The sequence below is a fragment of the Chryseobacterium sp. UNC8MFCol genome (genome assembly GCF_000482305.1).
GTDB lineage: Bacteria > Bacteroidota > Bacteroidia > Flavobacteriales > Weeksellaceae > Chryseobacterium > Chryseobacterium indologenes.
This window is the reverse complement of sequence record NZ_AXUZ01000003.1, coordinates 586,698-602,745: the sequence shown is the minus strand read 5'-3', so window position 1 is coordinate 602,745 and position 16,048 is coordinate 586,698. Positions and strand designations below refer to the sequence as shown.

The 16,048-nt window shown below is 36.3% G+C and carries 14 protein-coding genes; 5 read left to right on the top strand and 9 right to left on the bottom strand.

The features are described 5' to 3' along the window. Positions 1 to 8: 8 nt before the first annotated feature. Positions 9 to 560: an RNA polymerase sigma factor gene (locus tag M030_RS0102850; protein WP_027372160.1), complete on the bottom strand. Its 552-nt coding sequence runs from the start codon at positions 558 to 560 to the stop codon at positions 9 to 11. 178 nt (positions 561 to 738) lie between these two features. Here M030_RS0102850 and M030_RS0102845 point away from each other — a divergent pair, with 178 nt between their 5' ends. From M030_RS0102845 to M030_RS0102830, 4 genes are all read left to right on the top strand, one after another. Continuing rightward, positions 739 to 1,488 carry a Rossmann-like and DUF2520 domain-containing protein gene (locus M030_RS0102845; protein WP_027372159.1) on the top strand — a complete coding sequence of 250 codons (750 nt, stop codon included), beginning with the start codon at positions 739 to 741 and terminating at the stop codon, positions 1,486 to 1,488. Beyond that, positions 1,478 to 1,996: a KdsC family phosphatase gene (locus M030_RS0102840; protein ID WP_027372158.1), complete on the top strand. Its 519-nt coding sequence runs from the start codon at positions 1,478 to 1,480 to the stop codon at positions 1,994 to 1,996. Before M030_RS0102845 ends, M030_RS0102840 begins: the two co-directional genes overlap by 11 nt. Before the next feature lie 8 nt (positions 1,997 to 2,004). Then, on the top strand, positions 2,005 to 2,568 hold the full coding sequence (locus tag M030_RS0102835) for a Maf family protein (RefSeq protein ID WP_027372157.1): 564 nt from the start codon (positions 2,005 to 2,007) through the stop codon (positions 2,566 to 2,568). A gap of 149 nt (positions 2,569 to 2,717) precedes the next feature. Then, on the top strand, positions 2,718 to 5,309 hold the full coding sequence (locus M030_RS0102830; RefSeq protein WP_027372156.1) for a tetratricopeptide repeat protein: 2,592 nt from the start codon (positions 2,718 to 2,720) through the stop codon (positions 5,307 to 5,309). A 54-nt stretch (positions 5,310 to 5,363) separates the two neighbouring features. On the opposite strand, the gene tsaB is transcribed toward M030_RS0102830, so the two are convergent. The 7 genes from tsaB to rpiB all read right to left on the bottom strand — a co-directional run bounded on the left by tsaB (position 5,364) and on the right by rpiB (position 12,133). After that, a complete protein-coding gene (gene tsaB / locus M030_RS0102825) occupies positions 5,364 to 6,035 on the bottom strand; it encodes a tRNA (adenosine(37)-N6)-threonylcarbamoyltransferase complex dimerization subunit type 1 TsaB (protein WP_027372155.1) in 672 nt (223 codons plus the stop codon). 73 nt (positions 6,036 to 6,108) lie between these two features. After that, on the bottom strand, positions 6,109 to 6,858 hold the full coding sequence (locus M030_RS0102820; RefSeq protein ID WP_027372154.1) for an SDR family NAD(P)-dependent oxidoreductase: 750 nt from the start codon (positions 6,856 to 6,858) through the stop codon (positions 6,109 to 6,111). A 112-nt stretch (positions 6,859 to 6,970) separates the two neighbouring features. Continuing rightward, complete coding sequence (locus M030_RS0102815) at positions 6,971 to 7,342, bottom strand: YraN family protein (RefSeq protein ID WP_027372153.1); 372 nt, start codon at positions 7,340 to 7,342, stop codon at positions 6,971 to 6,973. A 35-nt stretch (positions 7,343 to 7,377) separates the two neighbouring features. Next, positions 7,378 to 8,307, bottom strand: coding sequence for an LD-carboxypeptidase (locus M030_RS0102810; protein ID WP_027372152.1), 930 nt, complete (start codon positions 8,305 to 8,307; stop codon positions 7,378 to 7,380). Continuing rightward, entirely contained in the window at positions 8,304 to 8,990 is a 687-nt protein-coding gene (locus M030_RS0102805) for a LysE family translocator (RefSeq protein ID WP_027372151.1), read from the bottom strand. The genes M030_RS0102810 and M030_RS0102805 overlap by 4 nt, the downstream gene beginning before the upstream one ends. Before the next feature lie 216 nt (positions 8,991 to 9,206). Then, a complete protein-coding gene (gene rnr, locus M030_RS0102800) occupies positions 9,207 to 11,357 on the bottom strand; it encodes a ribonuclease R (protein WP_027372150.1) in 2,151 nt (716 codons plus the stop codon). 341 nt (positions 11,358 to 11,698) lie between these two features. Then, entirely contained in the window at positions 11,699 to 12,133 is a 435-nt protein-coding gene (rpiB, locus tag M030_RS0102795; protein ID WP_027372149.1) for a ribose 5-phosphate isomerase B, read from the bottom strand. A gap of 644 nt (positions 12,134 to 12,777) precedes the next feature. On the opposite strand from rpiB, the gene M030_RS0102790 reads away from it, so the two are divergent. Next, entirely contained in the window at positions 12,778 to 13,968 is a 1,191-nt protein-coding gene (locus M030_RS0102790) for a phosphoglycerate kinase (protein WP_027372148.1), read from the top strand. Positions 13,969 to 15,196: 1,228 nt separating this feature from the next. Here M030_RS0102790 and M030_RS0102780 read toward each other — a convergent pair. Further along, positions 15,197 to 16,018, bottom strand: a complete 822-nt coding sequence (locus M030_RS0102780; RefSeq protein WP_027372146.1) for a class I SAM-dependent methyltransferase — start codon at positions 16,016 to 16,018, stop codon at positions 15,197 to 15,199. Positions 16,019 to 16,048 lie beyond the last annotated feature (30 nt).

Genomic DNA, 16,048 nt, shown 5'->3' with positions numbered 1-16,048 from the left:
GTCAAAAATTATCTTTCGTAATTTTCCTTAATATAATCTTCAATTTTTTGCTTGGCATAATGATAATTGGTCTTTAAAGTCCCTACTGACATATCTACAATTTTGGATATCTCTTCATAGGGTAAATCATCATAATACCGCATCATAAATACAAGCTTCTGCTTTTCCGGCAGGCTCTGGATGGCACTTTGCAGTAAAACCTGTATTTCTTCGGCATCTCCTTCGGTATTATCGGCTACAAGATTCTGCATATGATACTCTGCATCCTCATCGGTTTTTTTCATTTTATTCATTTTGTTGACCTGCTGCAGCGCTTCGTTGGTTGCGATTCTGTACAGCCAGGTATACAGCTGGCTATCATTTTTAAACTGATGAAAATTCTGATAAGCTTTTATAAAAGTCTCCTGCAAGGTATCCTGGGCAAGATCTCCGTCTACGATAATTCTTCTTATATGCCAGTACAATCTGCTTTGATAGGCATCCATCAAGGCACGGACACCTTTATCCTGGGTCCGTGGATTCTGCATCAACGAAATTATTTCCGTGTCCTTAATCTTCATAGGTGCCTATCACTGTTTTAGATTACAAAAGTAATTGAAAGTTAAATTATTTAATCACTTTTTAGCTTAAATATCAAAATAATATGAGACTCTTACGCAATAAACGTGCCTACGCAAAAGTTCCTGACCTTTGCTGAGTGTCTTTTTAAAAGTCGACTTAAAATCTTATCTTTGTTAGATGCAAACTGTAATAATCGGTTCCGGAAATGTAGCCTATCACATGGCTAAGGCTTTCACACGTAAAGGTATTCCTCTAGCCCAGATTTTTGGCAGGAACGAAAAAGAATTAAAAAATATTTCTGAAGAATTAAACATTCCTCATTCTATAGAATCACTGAAAGATGCAGATCTGTATATCATCTGTGTAAGTGATAATTCTGTTGAGGACGTTTCCAAAATTATTCAGAAAAAAAACTGTCTGGTTGCCCACACTTCAGGTTCTCTTCCTAAAGAAATACTGGCAGGAGAGTACAGGAAGTCAAGTTTTTATCCGCTACAGACGTTTTCAAAATCAAAAGAACTGGAGTATGAAAAGATTCCATTCTTTATTGAAGCTGAAAATGAGGAAGATAAACAATTATTATTTGAGCTTGCCTCCAGAATTTCTGAACATGTGATGGAGAGTAATCATGAGAAAAGAAAATATATTCACCTCACTGCGGTTTTTGCCTGTAACTTTGTGAATCACCTGTTTTCAAGAGCTAAAGAAATTTCGGATTCACAGAATATTCCTTTTACGTATTTTTTACCCCTGATCGACGAAACCGTTCAGAAAATACATGAAATTGAGCCAAAACAGGCGCAAACGGGTCCGGCAGTAAGAAATGATGTAAGGGTCTTACAATTACATGAGCAGCTTTTACAAGGCGAAAGTCTTGATATTTATAAGATAATGAATCATTCTATTCAGAAAATGTATGAGCTATAAAGAGAAATTAAAAGATATCAAAGCCTTTGTATTTGATGTTGACGGAGTTTTCACAGACGGAAGCGTGTACCTTATGCCCGGTGGAAACATGTGCAGAGTGATGAATGTATTGGATGGCTATGCAGTTGTTAAGGCTTTAAAAAACAATTATATAATAGGCGTAATTACCGGTGGAAATGACGAAATGGTAAAGCACAGAATCAATTACCTTGGAATCCAGGATTATTATCCGAAGTCTCATAATAAAATGGCTGATTTTGAAGATTTTAAAAAGAAATATAATCTTACGAATGAAGAGATTCTGACCATGGGTGATGATCTTCCGGATATCCATATCATGGAAAATTCGGCTATTGCTGCATGCCCGGAAAATGCTGTACCGGAAGTAAAAGGTATTTCTCATTATATTTCTCCTAAAAAAGGCGGAACCGGAGCGGTACGCGATGTCATTGAGCAGGTAATGAAGGTTCAGGGAAACTGGCATGACGATAATACCCAATCTATTTAATGATTACCATGAAATTACTTTTAGCATCACAATCCCCCAGGAGAAAGGAACTTCTTTCCAGCCTTGGTTTCGACTTCGAAGTGGTAAAAATCGACTGTGAAGAAATTCTTCCGCAACACATTAAAATAGAGGAGGCGGCAGCCTATTTATCCGAATTAAAAGCAGATACTTTCAGATCCTTAACAGACGGTGAAGTTTTACTTACTGCAGACACGGTAGTGGCTATTGATAATCAGATCCTCGGAAAGCCTACAGATGCTGATAATGCGTTTGCAATGCTCCGAAACCTTTCAGGAAGAACCCATCAGGTATATACGGGAATTTCGATCAAGACTGTGGATAAAATATATACGCAGACCGATGTTGCAGAGGTGACTTTTGATGAAATCACCGATGATGAAGCCGCCTTTTATATTCAAAATTATAAGCCTTTCGATAAAGCAGGAAGCTATGGTATTCAGGAGTGGTTGGGAATGGCAAAAATCACAAAAATGAACGGAAGTTTTTATACCATTATGGGGCTTCCGACACATCTGGTCTACAAAACTCTCAAAGAAATCTCCGAGGTTTAATCATCACTGAGCTTTCTTCTGAAAAATTAAGAAAAAATATAAATGTATCCGGAAGAAATATAAATATTATTCATTATAAAATTTTATTATTTTTACAAAATTATCAAACTGCTGATAATAAAAAGCAGATTAGCTAGTTATATTGAATAATGAAAAAGAATATTTTGTTCCTTCTGGTCATATGCATTGTTGCTTCTTGTGCTACTAAGACAAAGAAGCCGGAGCAGCGATCCAAGTTACTGAAAGGATTTTCCACATATTACAACACGCTTTTTAATGCTAAAGATGCATTAAATAACGAGTTTACGAACCGTGATAAAGAACATAAAGATAATTTTTATGCTCCATATATCTCTATTCTTACCTTTGAAGAGCAACCTTTGGGAAGTGACCTCGGACAATCTGCTGCTTTTGCGGAGAATTCGATGAAGATGGCTGAAGTTGCCAATAAACCTACGGGGAGAGGAAATTCCGGAGTACCTAATATTCCGGGAGTGCCAGGTCTAAACAATAATGGACAGGGCACACAGGACGGAGATCAGGGCGCAACGAAAGGCGCAACCACACTGGAGATTGCAGAAGCGAAAGCTATGAAAGCCATCAACAAATACTCGGTGACCAGAAACGGAGAGGAGAAAAACAAACAGATCTTTGATGCCTACATTATTCTTGCGCAGTCAAGAATTTACCAGAATAAACCTTTGCAGGCCCTTGATGCCCTCAATTATGTCTTTACACACATGAAAGATGACAAAAGGGTTCCGTTAGCAAGAATATATCAGGGAGTTGCTTACGACAAAATTAAAGATTACCATAGGGCTCACGAAACTTTTGCCAAACTAAAAGGAGAAAATATAAATAAAAGCTACGCAAAACTGCTAAGTATTTATTATTCCGAATCTCTATTGGACGCGGGGAAAAAAGAAGAGGCTGCCAAAGAACTTGATGCTGCCTTTGAATTGAACTCCGACAGAAAACTGAAAAGCAGGATCGCTTATTTAAGAGGACAGGTAGCAGAAAACCTTGGCCAGAATGATAAGGCGAGAGAAAGTTATACTGCCGCTTACAAGTACGCCAATGACTTTGAATTTGAAGTAAAGTCTCAAATCGCTATTGCCAAAACCTTCAACGGGAAAGGAGACTACAACGGCGCAAAAAACTATCTGGAAGGAATCAGTAAAAAAGGAACGTATGCTTCCAGAAAAAACGAATTTTACTATGCGCTGGGACTCATGGCTAATAAAGCCGGGAAAAAGGACGAGGCGCAGGATTTTTTCAGAAAATCTTTATTTGAAAAAGTATCTGACCCACAAATTCGCGGATTAGCTTATTATGAAATCGGGAAAAGCTACCTTGATAAAAATGATTACATCGGTGCCGGCACCTACTATGACTCTGCACTTGCTGTAATGACCTATGAGCCTTCTAAAATCCTGTTAAAAGATCAGTCTGAATACATCAAAAAGATTTCTAAAAATTATTACCTGATCAAGAAGAATGACAGTATTCTTTCTCTGGCAAAAATGAACGACAGTCAAAGAACCGATTTCTTTGCAAAATACATTACAAAGCTTAAAGCGAAGGAAGAAAAAGAAGAGCTGGAAAGAAGGCGTGCGGAAAGAAGTAAAGGTTTTGATACCGGAGATTATAATGCCAATTCACTTTTTGCAAAAAGCGGTAATGCATTTGAAGATTTTGGGATCACCACCAAAGGCTTTTATTTCGGCAATACGGGAACTGTAAGTAAGGGAACCTCTACCTTTAAACAGGTATGGGGAGAACGGGCTCTTTCCGATAACTGGCGTTATTCCAAAAAAATGGCTACCATTGAGGATATGAAAAATGAAGCTTTGGGAGTCACTTCCGCACCGAATCCGAGACGTTTCGAACCCGCTTACTATATTGAGCAGATTCCTACCGATCAGGGAAAATTAAGCCAGCTAAAAAAGGACAGAGACACCGCTTCTCTTGGCTTGGGTATTATGTATCAAAATTATTTTACCAATACTCCCCTTGCGACTAAAACTTTATATGATCTTGTAGATGTGCGACCGGAAGAAAAGGTAATGCTTCAGGCTTTATATGAAATTTTTGCGATGAATTATGAGAAAAATCCACAAGCCTCGGATCGCGCGAAGCAAATCCTTCTGGCAGATTATCCGTATACTTCCTATGCTGAATTTGCAAGAAATCCTAAAAATAAATCTTTTGTAAAATCTACTGTAGAAGTCGAAAATGAATATAAAAGAGCCTACGCTCTCTATGAGTCGGAAAAATTCGGGGAAAGTAAGCAGGTAATAGACGAAACCCTCCAGAAATATCCAAAAGATGCTCTGGTGCCTAAGCTAAATTTATTGAATGCATTTAATGTTGGTAAATCGAGCGGAAAGGAAGTGATGATATTACAACTGGAACAAATTGCCCTCAATTATTCTAAAACTCCTGAAGGAGCAAGGGCCAAGCAAATGCTCAATTACCTCAAAAGTGATCTGAGTTTCCAGGCAACAGATAATAAGGGGAATGCCATCCCGCAGCAGCCTGGAATGCCTGCGCAGCCAAACCAATATCAGCAGGGTAATAATAATGGTTCTCAAATGAACAACAACGTACCACAACAACCGGGGCCACAAACAAATATGCAGGTAGCAGAGCTTGATCCTCAACAGACGCAAAATAACAATCAGCAAAAGCAGAAGCCGAAAAAACCTAACAACTCAAATGCTCCTGCCAAGCCTCAATAAAGCAAAAAGCGAAGATATACTCTTCGCTTTTTTATTTGTATCGGTTACAATATCCTATGGCTTTTTCTTCACCCCATGAAAATCTTTTAAATAAAAAGGTTCAAAATAGGCCATATCCTCCACTTCCCCACTCCGGATTTTTTCAAGGGTCTTCTTGATTAAATATTGTGCAGAAGGAAAAACATCCTCTTTAAAATCAGCGTCAGGAAGCTGCAGAATTTCTCTTGCTTTCTTCGCTCCATCTCCAACAAAGATTACTTTTTTATCTTTGAATTCTTCAAAAGACCTTTCATCAAGAATTTTCGCTTCTGTTGCTGTAAGCTCACTTCCTGTCTGACCGTCATAAACGGCCGTATAAACCTCCATTCTTCTGGCATCAATCAATGGAACAATAAAATCATAGTTATTGCCTAAAAAAGGCTCTATCATGCTCTCCAGAGAATTCACCGCCACCAATGGAACTTTCAATCCGTAGCAGAATCCTTTGGCAGACGCTGCACCAATTCTTAACCCTGTATAGGAACCCGGTCCTTTACCTAATGAAACGGCTTCAATTTCCTTAAGTGAAATTCCTGCTCCTTCAAGAGCCCATTCCACATAGGTATGAAGACTTTCTGACTGTTTATAGTTTTCAGAAACTTCTTCACAAAGGCACAATAACGTTTCATTATCTGATACTGCTACTGAACAGTTTTTTGAAGAGGTTTCGAGATATAGAATTTTCATTTTTTTATTTTAAGCTAAATTGCAAAAAGCAAAATCACATTAATACCCTGCAAATTTAATCCATTATTTCGGACTATTTTCTATAAATCGTTCTCGGCTCGGCCTGAGCACTCGGATAGATTGTCATATCTGAAATGGTGACATGCTTCGGAGCGTTGATACAATACGCAATTGCATCTGCAATATCTTCTGCTTTTAAGGGTTCGTATCCTGCGTACACATTGGCTGCCTTCTCACTGTCGCCCTTGAACCTTACCATAGAGAAATCTGTCTCTACCGCACCAGGCTGAATATTGGTCACTTTGATTCCAAATTCTGTAAGTTCCAGACGCATTCCTTCAGAAATAACGTCAACTGCCTTTTTGGTAGCACAGTATACTACTCCATTCGCATAGGTTTGTCTTGCAGCTACAGAACTGATGTTTATAACATGACCTAAGTTTTTAGTTTTCATACCGGGGATAATCATTTTGGAAACATACAAAAGTCCTTTTACATTGCCGTCGATCATAGAATCCCAATCATCGGTCTTGCCAGCTGACAACGGATCTAATCCATGAGCATTCCCAGCATTATTTATCAGAACGTCAATATCTTTCCAGTTTTCAGGTAGTGAATTTACAGCTGCTTCAACTTCTTCAAGGTTTCTAACATCAAAAGATAAACTAAATATTTCGGTATAATGAGAAAGTTCTGTTTTCAAGGATTCCAATACCTCAATTCTTCTTCCACAAAGGATGATCCTGTTTCCTTGTCTGGCTAATAATTCTGCGGTGGATTTTCCTATTCCGGAAGTCGCTCCGGTGATTAATATTGTTTTCATAAAATCAATTATTTACTATAACAATGTATCAGTTTAAGGATTTATCAATGTTGATATTTTTGTTACACTAATACTCTGCTAAACTGATACAACAATTATTTTGTTTTTAGAGTCAATTGGCATCCAATGCCTGAAAAGCATCAGATATATGATTGATGATTAAGTTTCTGTTTTCATCAGGAAGAACGGAAATGATATCAAATCTTACTTCGTTATCCCTGTTAAATTCTTCCATATAGTGGTTAGCAGCCAAAACAACAGATCTGATTTTCGTTTTGGTAACGGCTTCCTGGGGTAAAATAAAAGCATCTGTGGATCTCGCCTTTACTTCCGTAATGATAATGAGATTATCTTTTTCAGCAATAATATCGATCTCTGCCTTCTGAAAACGAAAGTTTCTGGCCACGATGGTATAACCGTTTTTCTGAAGATAATCGGCAGCCATATCTTCTGCCATTTTTCCAAAGTCATTATGATCAGCCATACTTTTGAGTGTGAGATTGTGAAAGTAGGAGAGTGCTAGAACTCGATCTTTACCTTAGGACCAACTTGAATTTTCGCTGTTCCACCAATAATGAGAGGTCGGTTGTCTTTAATATGTCCGTTTGGAAAACCAAACAATGCCGGGAATTTATATTTTGAAATTCTCTCAGAGATCAGTTTATAGGCAAATTCATCAAAGCTTGCCTCGTAATCCTTGTTGTCTTTCTCATCGCCCATGTTCGTCATTCCTCCAACGATAAGTCCTTTTATCTTTTTGAAAACACCGGCCAGCTCAAGACTCATAATCATACGGTCCAACGCATAAAAGTTTTCACCGATATCTTCAATAAATAAGATTTTATCTTTACACTCAAAAGAGTAGGAGGTACCCAGCAGCGCATAAATAAGCGCTAAATTCCCTCCAACGACTTCGCCCTCAATTCTACCTTTTTTATTAAATTGGTGAGATTGTAAGCTGTATTCGGGGGTTTTACCTTGTAAAATATCAAAGATAAGATTGTAGCTATCGTCAGTAACCCCGAAGCTTGAGGTTTTTATGGTTTGCCCGTGAATGGAAGCAAAACCTTTTTTCAACAGATAGCTTTGGATAACGGTATTATCAGAATATCCGATATACCATTTCGGATTTTCAGTAAAGTTTTTCAATTTCAGGTGCTGAACAAGATGCTGACAACCATAACCTCCTCTGGAAGCCCAGACCGCACTGATCTCTTTATCATTTAAAGCCCAATTGATATCTTTTATTCTTTCCTGTTCTGTTCCGGCATAATTATATCCATTTGAAAATTTACTGTAAAGGTGCTCTCCTAAGACAGGCTCAAATCCTCTACTTTTTATCATATTAATGCCTTTTTCCAGCTGAGAAGGATCAACAGCTCCTGCAGGCGAAATAACGGCAATTTTAGCCCCCTTTTTAATGGGTTTCGGAAAGATTATTTTTTTCATTTTGTTTTTTGGTATTTTACTTCTTTTTTCTCGGCTTCTTCCAGTCGTCTGTCAAACTGATTGAATTTTTTGAAACTCTGTAAGAAAATAAAGAAACTGAAAATAATAAGAATGACACCAACAACTCTTCTGATCTGGTTGGCCAGTTTCTGGGTAAGTTTATCATGGAATTGTTTGGCAAGAAATATTTTCGCGAGGTCAATACAAAGGTAGGTTCCGATCACAATTCCTATATATAAAATAAAACTGCTGGTGTCCGGATATTGATTCCTTACGGAAATTACCGTTACCAGCCAGAAAAGGATGACTCCAACATTTAAAAGATTAAAGAAAAACCCGTTGAAAAAAGTTTTAATATAATTCTGGCTTATGATCTTGTCTTCACCGGGCATATGCATTTTCGTTTTGGTGACCAGCATTACAATTCCGTACACAAAAATAAGGATAGAGGTGATCCTGTAAAAGCCCGGGTGTTTATCTATTAAGGTGACAATATCTGCACTTGCATAATAGGCTGCAACAATGCACAGTAAGTCTGCAGTGATAACTCCCAGATCCAGTGACAAGGCATGTTTCGGGCCTCGGGAAAAGCTGGTTTCAATCAGAAGGAAAAAAATAGGTCCTATAAAAACCAGACTCAGCATGAATCCTAATATGACGGCAGAAAGTACAAGTTCAAGCATTTATTATATTTTAAAATGAAGAAAACTTCATTTCGGTTAATACAAAGTTATACTTTATGATTTAATTATTCAATAAAGATGTGATATATCAACTTTATTTCACTTGAGTTTTGGGTAAGATAATATAAGGAAAAAAGAATTCAGGCTGATATAAAAGCAAAGAGATTATTTCATTACGAAATAACCTCTTTCTATTTTATTTTAGTCTCTGACTTATTAAACAATTTTGAAATCAAGCTGCTTTTGAATCAAATTGGCTTTTACCACCTTGATCTGAACCTGATCGCCCAACTGGTATTTATTTCCATGTCTTACTCCATATACCGCATGGGTTTTGGCATCATACATATAAGAATCGTCTACCAGATCTCTTAATTTAATAAGACCTTCTGCGCCATTTTCAGGGATCTCTACCCAGAAACCGAATTCTGCGACTCCGGAAATCACTCCCGTAAAAGTCTCACCCAAATGTTTTTCCATGAATTTCACCTGCATAAACTTGATAGAATCCCTTTCTGCATCCGCAGCCAGCCTTTCCATAGCACTGCAATGTTTTGCTTTTTCTTCAAGTTCCTGTTTCGCCGGAGATTTTCCTCCATCCAGATAATGCTGAAGAAGACGGTGTGCAATCAAATCCGGATAACGACGGATAGGAGAGGTGAAGTGACTGTAATACTCAAAACCAAGACCATAGTGTCCGATTGGTTCTGTAGAGTACACTGCCTTACTCATACTTCTCATCGCGAGTGTTTCAATCATATTCTCTTCGCCTTTACCTTTTACATCATGAAGTAGTTTATTCAAAGATTCTGCAACCTTTTTGGTATTCGCCAGGTCCATTTTATATCCGAAAGTAGACACAAAGTCTCTTAATGCCTCAAGTTTTGCCGGATCCGGATCATCGTGAACCCTGTAGATAAAGGTGTTATTGGTGATCTCACCTTTTTTGCTGAGCGAGACAAATTCAGAAACTTTTTTATTAGCTAGAAGCATGAACTCCTCAATCAGGTGGTTAGAATCTTTACTTATTTTAAAGTACACTCCAATCGGTTCACTATTTTCATCAAGATTGAATCTTACTTCACTTCTGTCAAATGTAATAGCGCCTTTTCTGATACGTTCATTACGCATAATTTTGGCCAGCCTGTCAAGTTTATTGATCTCGTCAACCAAATCTCCCTGGCCTGTTTCAATACGTTCCTGTGCTTCTTCATAAGTAAACCTTCTGTCAGAGTGAATTACCGTTCTTCCAAACCATTGTTTCTGGATTTCCGCCTGATCATTCAGTTCAAAAACGGCTGAAAAAGTATATTTATCTTCATTGGGACGAAGAGAGCAAACATCATTACTCAGCACCTCCGGCAACATAGGTACAACCCTGTCCACCAAATACACGGAAGTAGCCCTCTGATACGCTTCATCATCCAGAATTGTTCCCGGAACCACATAATGTGATACATCGGCAATGTGAACTCCGATCTCCCAGTTTCCGTTTTCCAGTTTTCTTATTGATAAGGCGTCATCAAAGTCTTTCGCATCTTTCGGGTCGATGGTAAATGTACAGATATCACGCATATCCCAACGTTTTGCGACTTCTTCATCCGTGATACTTCTGTCGATTTTATCTGCATCCAATTCAACTTCCTGAGGAAACTCGTACGGAAGTCCATATTCAGCAAGAATAGAGTGGATTTCCGTTTCGTGTTCTCCCGGAGCACCCAGTACCTGGGTGATTTCACCTTCAGGATTTTTATCACCGGGTTTCCATTCGGTCATTTTTACAATAACCTTATCGCCATCTTCAGCATTATTAAATTTTGTTTTTGGAATAAAAATATCTGTATTGATCGATTTTTTATCACAAACAACAAAGCCGAAATCTTTATGAGCAACCTTCTGGAAAGTTCCTACAAACTCCGTTCTTGTTCTTTCCAATACTTCCAAAACAGAGCCCTCCAGTTTCTTTCCTTTATAATGATAAGTTATAATAAGAACCTTGTCACCCTGAAGAGCATCTTTTACATTTTTAGCATGAATGAAGATGTCATCCTCCACGCCTTCCACGCTGACATAAGCATTACCACTTTGATTGAAATCGATAATTCCGGTTAATGTTCCGGCAATTTTCAAATTCACAATATATTTACCTTTTTCTACTTCTTTGATTTTTTCCGAACCCTGAAGTTTATGCAGTGCCTGGATCACAAGTTCCCTTTGTCTTGGGTTCTTGTAATCAATCCCGTCAGCGATCTGTTTATAGTTATAAATTTTAGATGAATTTGCATTCATAAATCGGAGAATCAATCTTCCGATTTCCATTAGTTTCAAATCATTTTTATGACTTATATATTTTCTTTTTTTTGGCATTTTTAATTTTTTACATTGTTTCGGGGTAATCAAAATAACCCCACTTTACATTTTTTCCCTATATAATAATATAAAGGTAATTTAATTTTTTTATTTAAATTGTTATCGTAAATCATCAGCAATATTCTTGCTATCTACTTATAACGGGAGCTTTAGTTTTGTATAAATTTACTACAAATCCGGAGAAGAAAAGAGAAAAACCTTCTATTAAAATATCTTTACATTTAAAGAAGGACTTAAGAGAATAATAGACTGTACTTTCTATTTGGACAATGCAAATGTACGAATAAAAAATAAATAAGGCTTGTAATACGATTTACAAGCCTTAGTATATTCAATATTTAGCAAACTGCAATTTTATCAACCCTGTTCTGATGTCTGCCACCCTCGAAATCGGTTGAAAGAAATTTGTCTACAATTTCGATGGCCAGTTCTTTTGATATAAACCTGGCCGGCATTGATATCATATTGGCATCATTATGCTGTCTTGCCAATGTTGCAATCTCAGGCATCCAGCAAAGAGCACATCTTATTTTCTGATGTTTGTTCGCTGTGATCTGAACGCCGTTTCCGCTTCCACAGATCAAAATGCCGAGTTCATTTTCTCCGTTTTCCACAGATGTTGCAGCAGGGTGTACAAAGTCCGGATAATCCACAGAGTTTGTGGAAAACGTTCCAAAATCCTGAACTTCAAAACGTTCTGAAAGGTAGTTTTTAACAATCTCCTTATATTCATAGCCTGCATGGTCTGCCGCGATAGCAATTTTTCTTTTCATAATACTTGTATTAAGCCTTTTTAGATTTTATTTCCTTACAAAGGTAAGAATAATAACAATTGGTGTTAGTAAACCGGGGATTAATTGTGAAAAGCAGTGTTAGTAAGTGTGGAAAACTTTTCTCAACTTTCTATTTTTAAACTTCAAATTATTTTGTAATAGAAAACCTTTCCGGAATTTTTAACCACAACTTTCAAGATCTTTTCTTCAGCTATCCCCAGGCTTTTCCATAATAAAATAACTAATAATGCTAATCCGGCAAACTTATCAACAATTGTTAATAAGTACGTGAATAAGCAGGTTTACAATGATTTATAATGTGAGTTAATTATGAATTGAGTAGGAGTTGAGTATTATAAACTTTAAGAGCAAAACTTATCCCCGAAACTAACAATACATAACAACAACAGCATTATTCTTTTTTTTAAAGAGATCAATTTTGTTGATTATTGAGTGATTGGGTTCGGGGAAAGTTTTTGAAAACTTTTATTTTAATCAATCTGTTGAAAAAGTTTAAAACCTTACATTTGTGAAACGAAAATTCAAAGAAATGTATGGAAATCGCTGATGCTGAAAAATCCTGAAAAGGAATAAAATGTTTGGGGCCGCGGTGCCATATGATTTTGAAAAAAATAAATCTACATATGAAAACAATCAATGATTTTAATTTTAGAGACAAGAAAGCTCTGGTAAGAGTGGACTTTAATGTTCCGCAGGATGATCAATTCAAAGTAACCGATAATACAAGAATCGTAGCCGTGAAACCTACGGTTGAGAAAATTCTTAAAGATGGTGGTTCCGTTATCTTGATGACGCATCTTGGAAGACCGAAAGGTGAGGTGAAGGATGAGTTTTCTCTTAAGCATATTGCAGGTGAAGTTTCTGCTGTTCTTGGCCAGGAAGTTAAATTTGTTGATGAATGTGTAGGTGAGAAGGCTGAACAAGCTGCTTCTGATTTGAAACCGGGTGAAATCCTGTTGTTGGAAAATGTACGTTTCCACAATGAAGAAGAAAAAGGTGATGAAGGCTTTGCTGAGCAATTGTCAAAATTGGGAGATGCTTATGTAAATGATGCTTTCGGAACTGCTCACAGGGCACATGCTTCAACTGCTGTAATTGCTAAGTTCTTTCCTTCAACTAAATTTTTCGGTTTACTAATGGAAAAAGAGTTGAAAGCAATCGATAAAGTGTTAAAAAGCGGAGAAAGGCCGGTTACAGCTATTCTGGGTGGGTCTAAAGTATCAACTAAAATTACCATTATAGAAAATATACTTCCTGCTGTTGACAATCTGATTATCGGAGGAGGCATGGCTTTTACCTTTATTAAGGCGTTAGGTGGAAAAATCGGGAACTCTTTAGTAGAAGAGGATAAGCTTCCGTTGGCTTTGGAAATTTTAGGAAAGGCAAAAGAACATAAAGTAAAGGTATATCTTCCTTCAGATGCGATCATCGCTGAAAGTTTTAGTAATGATGGTGAAAGAAAAGAAGCTGATATTTATGCTATCCCTGAAGGATGGATGGGATTGGATGCTGGCCACAAATCAAGAGATCAGTTCAATGACGTGCTATTAAACTCAAGAACAATACTTTGGAATGGTCCGATCGGTGTTTTTGAAATGTCAAATTTTGCAGGTGGTACTGTGGCATTAGGTGAAAGTATTGCTGAAGCAACCAGATTAGGCGCTTTCTCTTTAGTAGGAGGAGGAGACAGTGTTGCTTTTGTTAAACAATTCGGGTATGCAGATCAGGTAAGTTATGTTTCTACCGGTGGTGGAGCAATGCTTGAAAGTCTTGAAGGACTTGAACTTCCCGGAGTAGCAGCCATTAATAATTAATACAGTTATTTCTATAAAAAAACCTGCTAATAAAATTAGCAGGTTTTTTTAATTTTCTAACCTTTTTTCCAAGATTTGAAACAGCTGATTTCTGTTTTTTTTTATCTAATCATCCTTCTCATACGCAGAAATCTTATATGGATTTTCGGTACAATTGTTTAAATTTCACGTTTAGAAAAATTACTGATTTTTTACTATTTTGGGCTATAATTTATGATTTACTAAATTGGCGATAGTTTGTTTACAAAACCGATTATTTAGTATTTTACTATATTTGTCACGAATAACGTAATATGCATGTTTTCAATAGATGAATTTTTGCATCGTATTATCATACGAGCTTCATACATTTTCTGTAATATTTGGGTTTTACTTACCATGAAATTTACATCGTTTTCATCTTGTTATAATCAAAAGTTATAACGTTTGTTAGTCAATGCTTTATAAAATTTTTTTAAAAACTTAGATTACACCTGATAAATTCTGGCTTTTTCACGTGGATTCCGGTTATAGTCGGTATGCTTTTTCTTATTATTTTTTAAACTTCTCCTGGCAGGCGAGCCTCACGATCTTCGGTTTTTTATATATTATTTAGCAAGGGTTACTTATCTGAAAATTCTATTTTAGAACAATATAATTTTTGCGGTGAGGGTAGGAGTGGCAAAAAATTTTCCTTTCTCTTTTTTTATAATTCAATTTTTTCAAGCGGAACTTTAAGACTATGATCTTAACGGATAAATTATTTTTGAACTTTTCGAAAGTTTGTTTAATAGAGTAGCCTTCGTTTGTCTGTTGTAAAAATTTCTTAGTCTTATATTTTTTAGCGTTGGTAAAAAGCGAGTGAACGATAATTTTAGAGTTCAATTTTCTTGCCCCGGAAAACGACTGGAAAAAATGGTTGTTTTTTAAACAAGTTATTTTTAGTTTGAAATCTGTTTGATCTCTTGAAGGTTGTCTGGATGTAGTTTTGAACAATTTGTTTTTTTACAAATTTATTTTCTGAACGAGTGTATCAATTTTGTCAATAGTATTTTTCAAAAAAAGTAGGGTAGGGGAGTTCTTTTTAAATTATTCTATCATTTTAAAATTTTTTGTCCAGGATTAAAAATATTTTTAAATATTCTATTCATATGAAATAAAAAAACTCAGGAGATTTTCCTGAGTTTTTACAATTTTTCTTTAAAAATGCTGAAATCCGACCTTCATAAATGCCTCAAAAATCGATTTTCTATCTTTTTTCGATAATATATATCAAACTCGAAAATTCCGACGAAAAAACAGCTTTTATGTTCGAAATCGTTCCATAGATGGTTGCTTTAAGCCAAAACAGCGGTGATTTTTTGTATTTTTCGCTCAGCATAGAGATGTAATACGAATCAAGTACCAATGGTTTAATTTTTCTCATTTTCCAATCCGGATTCTTTGAAATTAAATTTTCCATTCCCTTTTTTGAAAAATGATAGACATGTCTTGGAACATCATAGGCAGCCCAATATTCTTTATAATGTTTGGCATCATAAGAAGTAGGGTTGGGAACTGCTATCACGAGAAGTCCTTTTTCTTTTAATTTCTCATGAAATTTCATTAACATTTCATCCTGGTTCTCTATATGTTCAAATACGTGCCATAAAGTGATTGCATCTAAACTTTCATTTTCTATTTTTTGAATATCATTCAGAATTTTTGCTTTTCTGATTTTGCCTTCTGCTGCTTTTCTAGCATCGGCATCAGGTTCAAAGCCGAAAGTTTCAAAATCATTTTCTATATATTTTACAAACTCTCCGGCACCACATCCATAATCCAATACTCTGGATCCGTTTTTGATCCTGTCGACCAATATATTTTTCTTGTATTGCAGATTGAAAGATTGTAGAAACTTATATAGTGTTTCTTTAAAGCTTCCTGAATCCTGATGGTGAGAAATGTAATCTTCGCTTTCGTAATATTTGGAAATATCAGATGGGATAGGGGTGGTTTTGTAGACACCTTTTGTTTCTGTTTCTTTAATTTCAAATATTTCCTGTGAAAGAAAATGATCTTTTATTTTCATTGATGTCGAAATCTATTATATTTAAAAATT

Bases quoted from the DNA above. Each gene is read 5' to 3' on its own strand.
- M030_RS0102780 (WP_027372146.1), bottom strand. From the start codon at position 16,018: ATGAAAATAAAAGATCATTTTCTTTCACAGGAAATATTTGAAATTAAA.
- rnr (WP_027372150.1), bottom strand. From the start codon at position 11,357: ATGCCAAAAAAAAGAAAATATATAAGTCATAAAAATGATTTGAAACTA.
- M030_RS0102810 (WP_027372152.1), bottom strand. From the start codon at position 8,307: ATGAAAAAAATAATCTTTCCGAAACCCATTAAAAAGGGGGCTAAAATT.
- tsaB (WP_027372155.1), bottom strand. From the start codon at position 6,035: ATGAAAATTCTATATCTCGAAACCTCTTCAAAAAACTGTTCAGTAGCA.
- M030_RS0102805 (WP_027372151.1), bottom strand. From the start codon at position 8,990: ATGCTTGAACTTGTACTTTCTGCCGTCATATTAGGATTCATGCTGAGT.
- M030_RS0102845 (WP_027372159.1), top strand. From the start codon at position 739: ATGCAAACTGTAATAATCGGTTCCGGAAATGTAGCCTATCACATGGCT.
- rpiB (WP_027372149.1), bottom strand. From the start codon at position 12,133: ATGAAAAGAAAAATTGCTATCGCGGCAGACCATGCAGGCTATGAATAT.
- M030_RS0102815 (WP_027372153.1), bottom strand. From the start codon at position 7,342: ATGGCTGATCATAATGACTTTGGAAAAATGGCAGAAGATATGGCTGCC.
- M030_RS0102820 (WP_027372154.1), bottom strand. From the start codon at position 6,858: ATGAAAACAATATTAATCACCGGAGCGACTTCCGGAATAGGAAAATCC.
- M030_RS0102830 (WP_027372156.1), top strand. From the start codon at position 2,718: ATGAAAAAGAATATTTTGTTCCTTCTGGTCATATGCATTGTTGCTTCT.
- M030_RS0102835 (WP_027372157.1), top strand. From the start codon at position 2,005: ATGAAATTACTTTTAGCATCACAATCCCCCAGGAGAAAGGAACTTCTT.
- M030_RS0102790 (WP_027372148.1), top strand. From the start codon at position 12,778: ATGAAAACAATCAATGATTTTAATTTTAGAGACAAGAAAGCTCTGGTA.
- M030_RS0102850 (WP_027372160.1), bottom strand. From the start codon at position 560: ATGAAGATTAAGGACACGGAAATAATTTCGTTGATGCAGAATCCACGG.
- M030_RS0102840 (WP_027372158.1), top strand. From the start codon at position 1,478: ATGAGCTATAAAGAGAAATTAAAAGATATCAAAGCCTTTGTATTTGAT.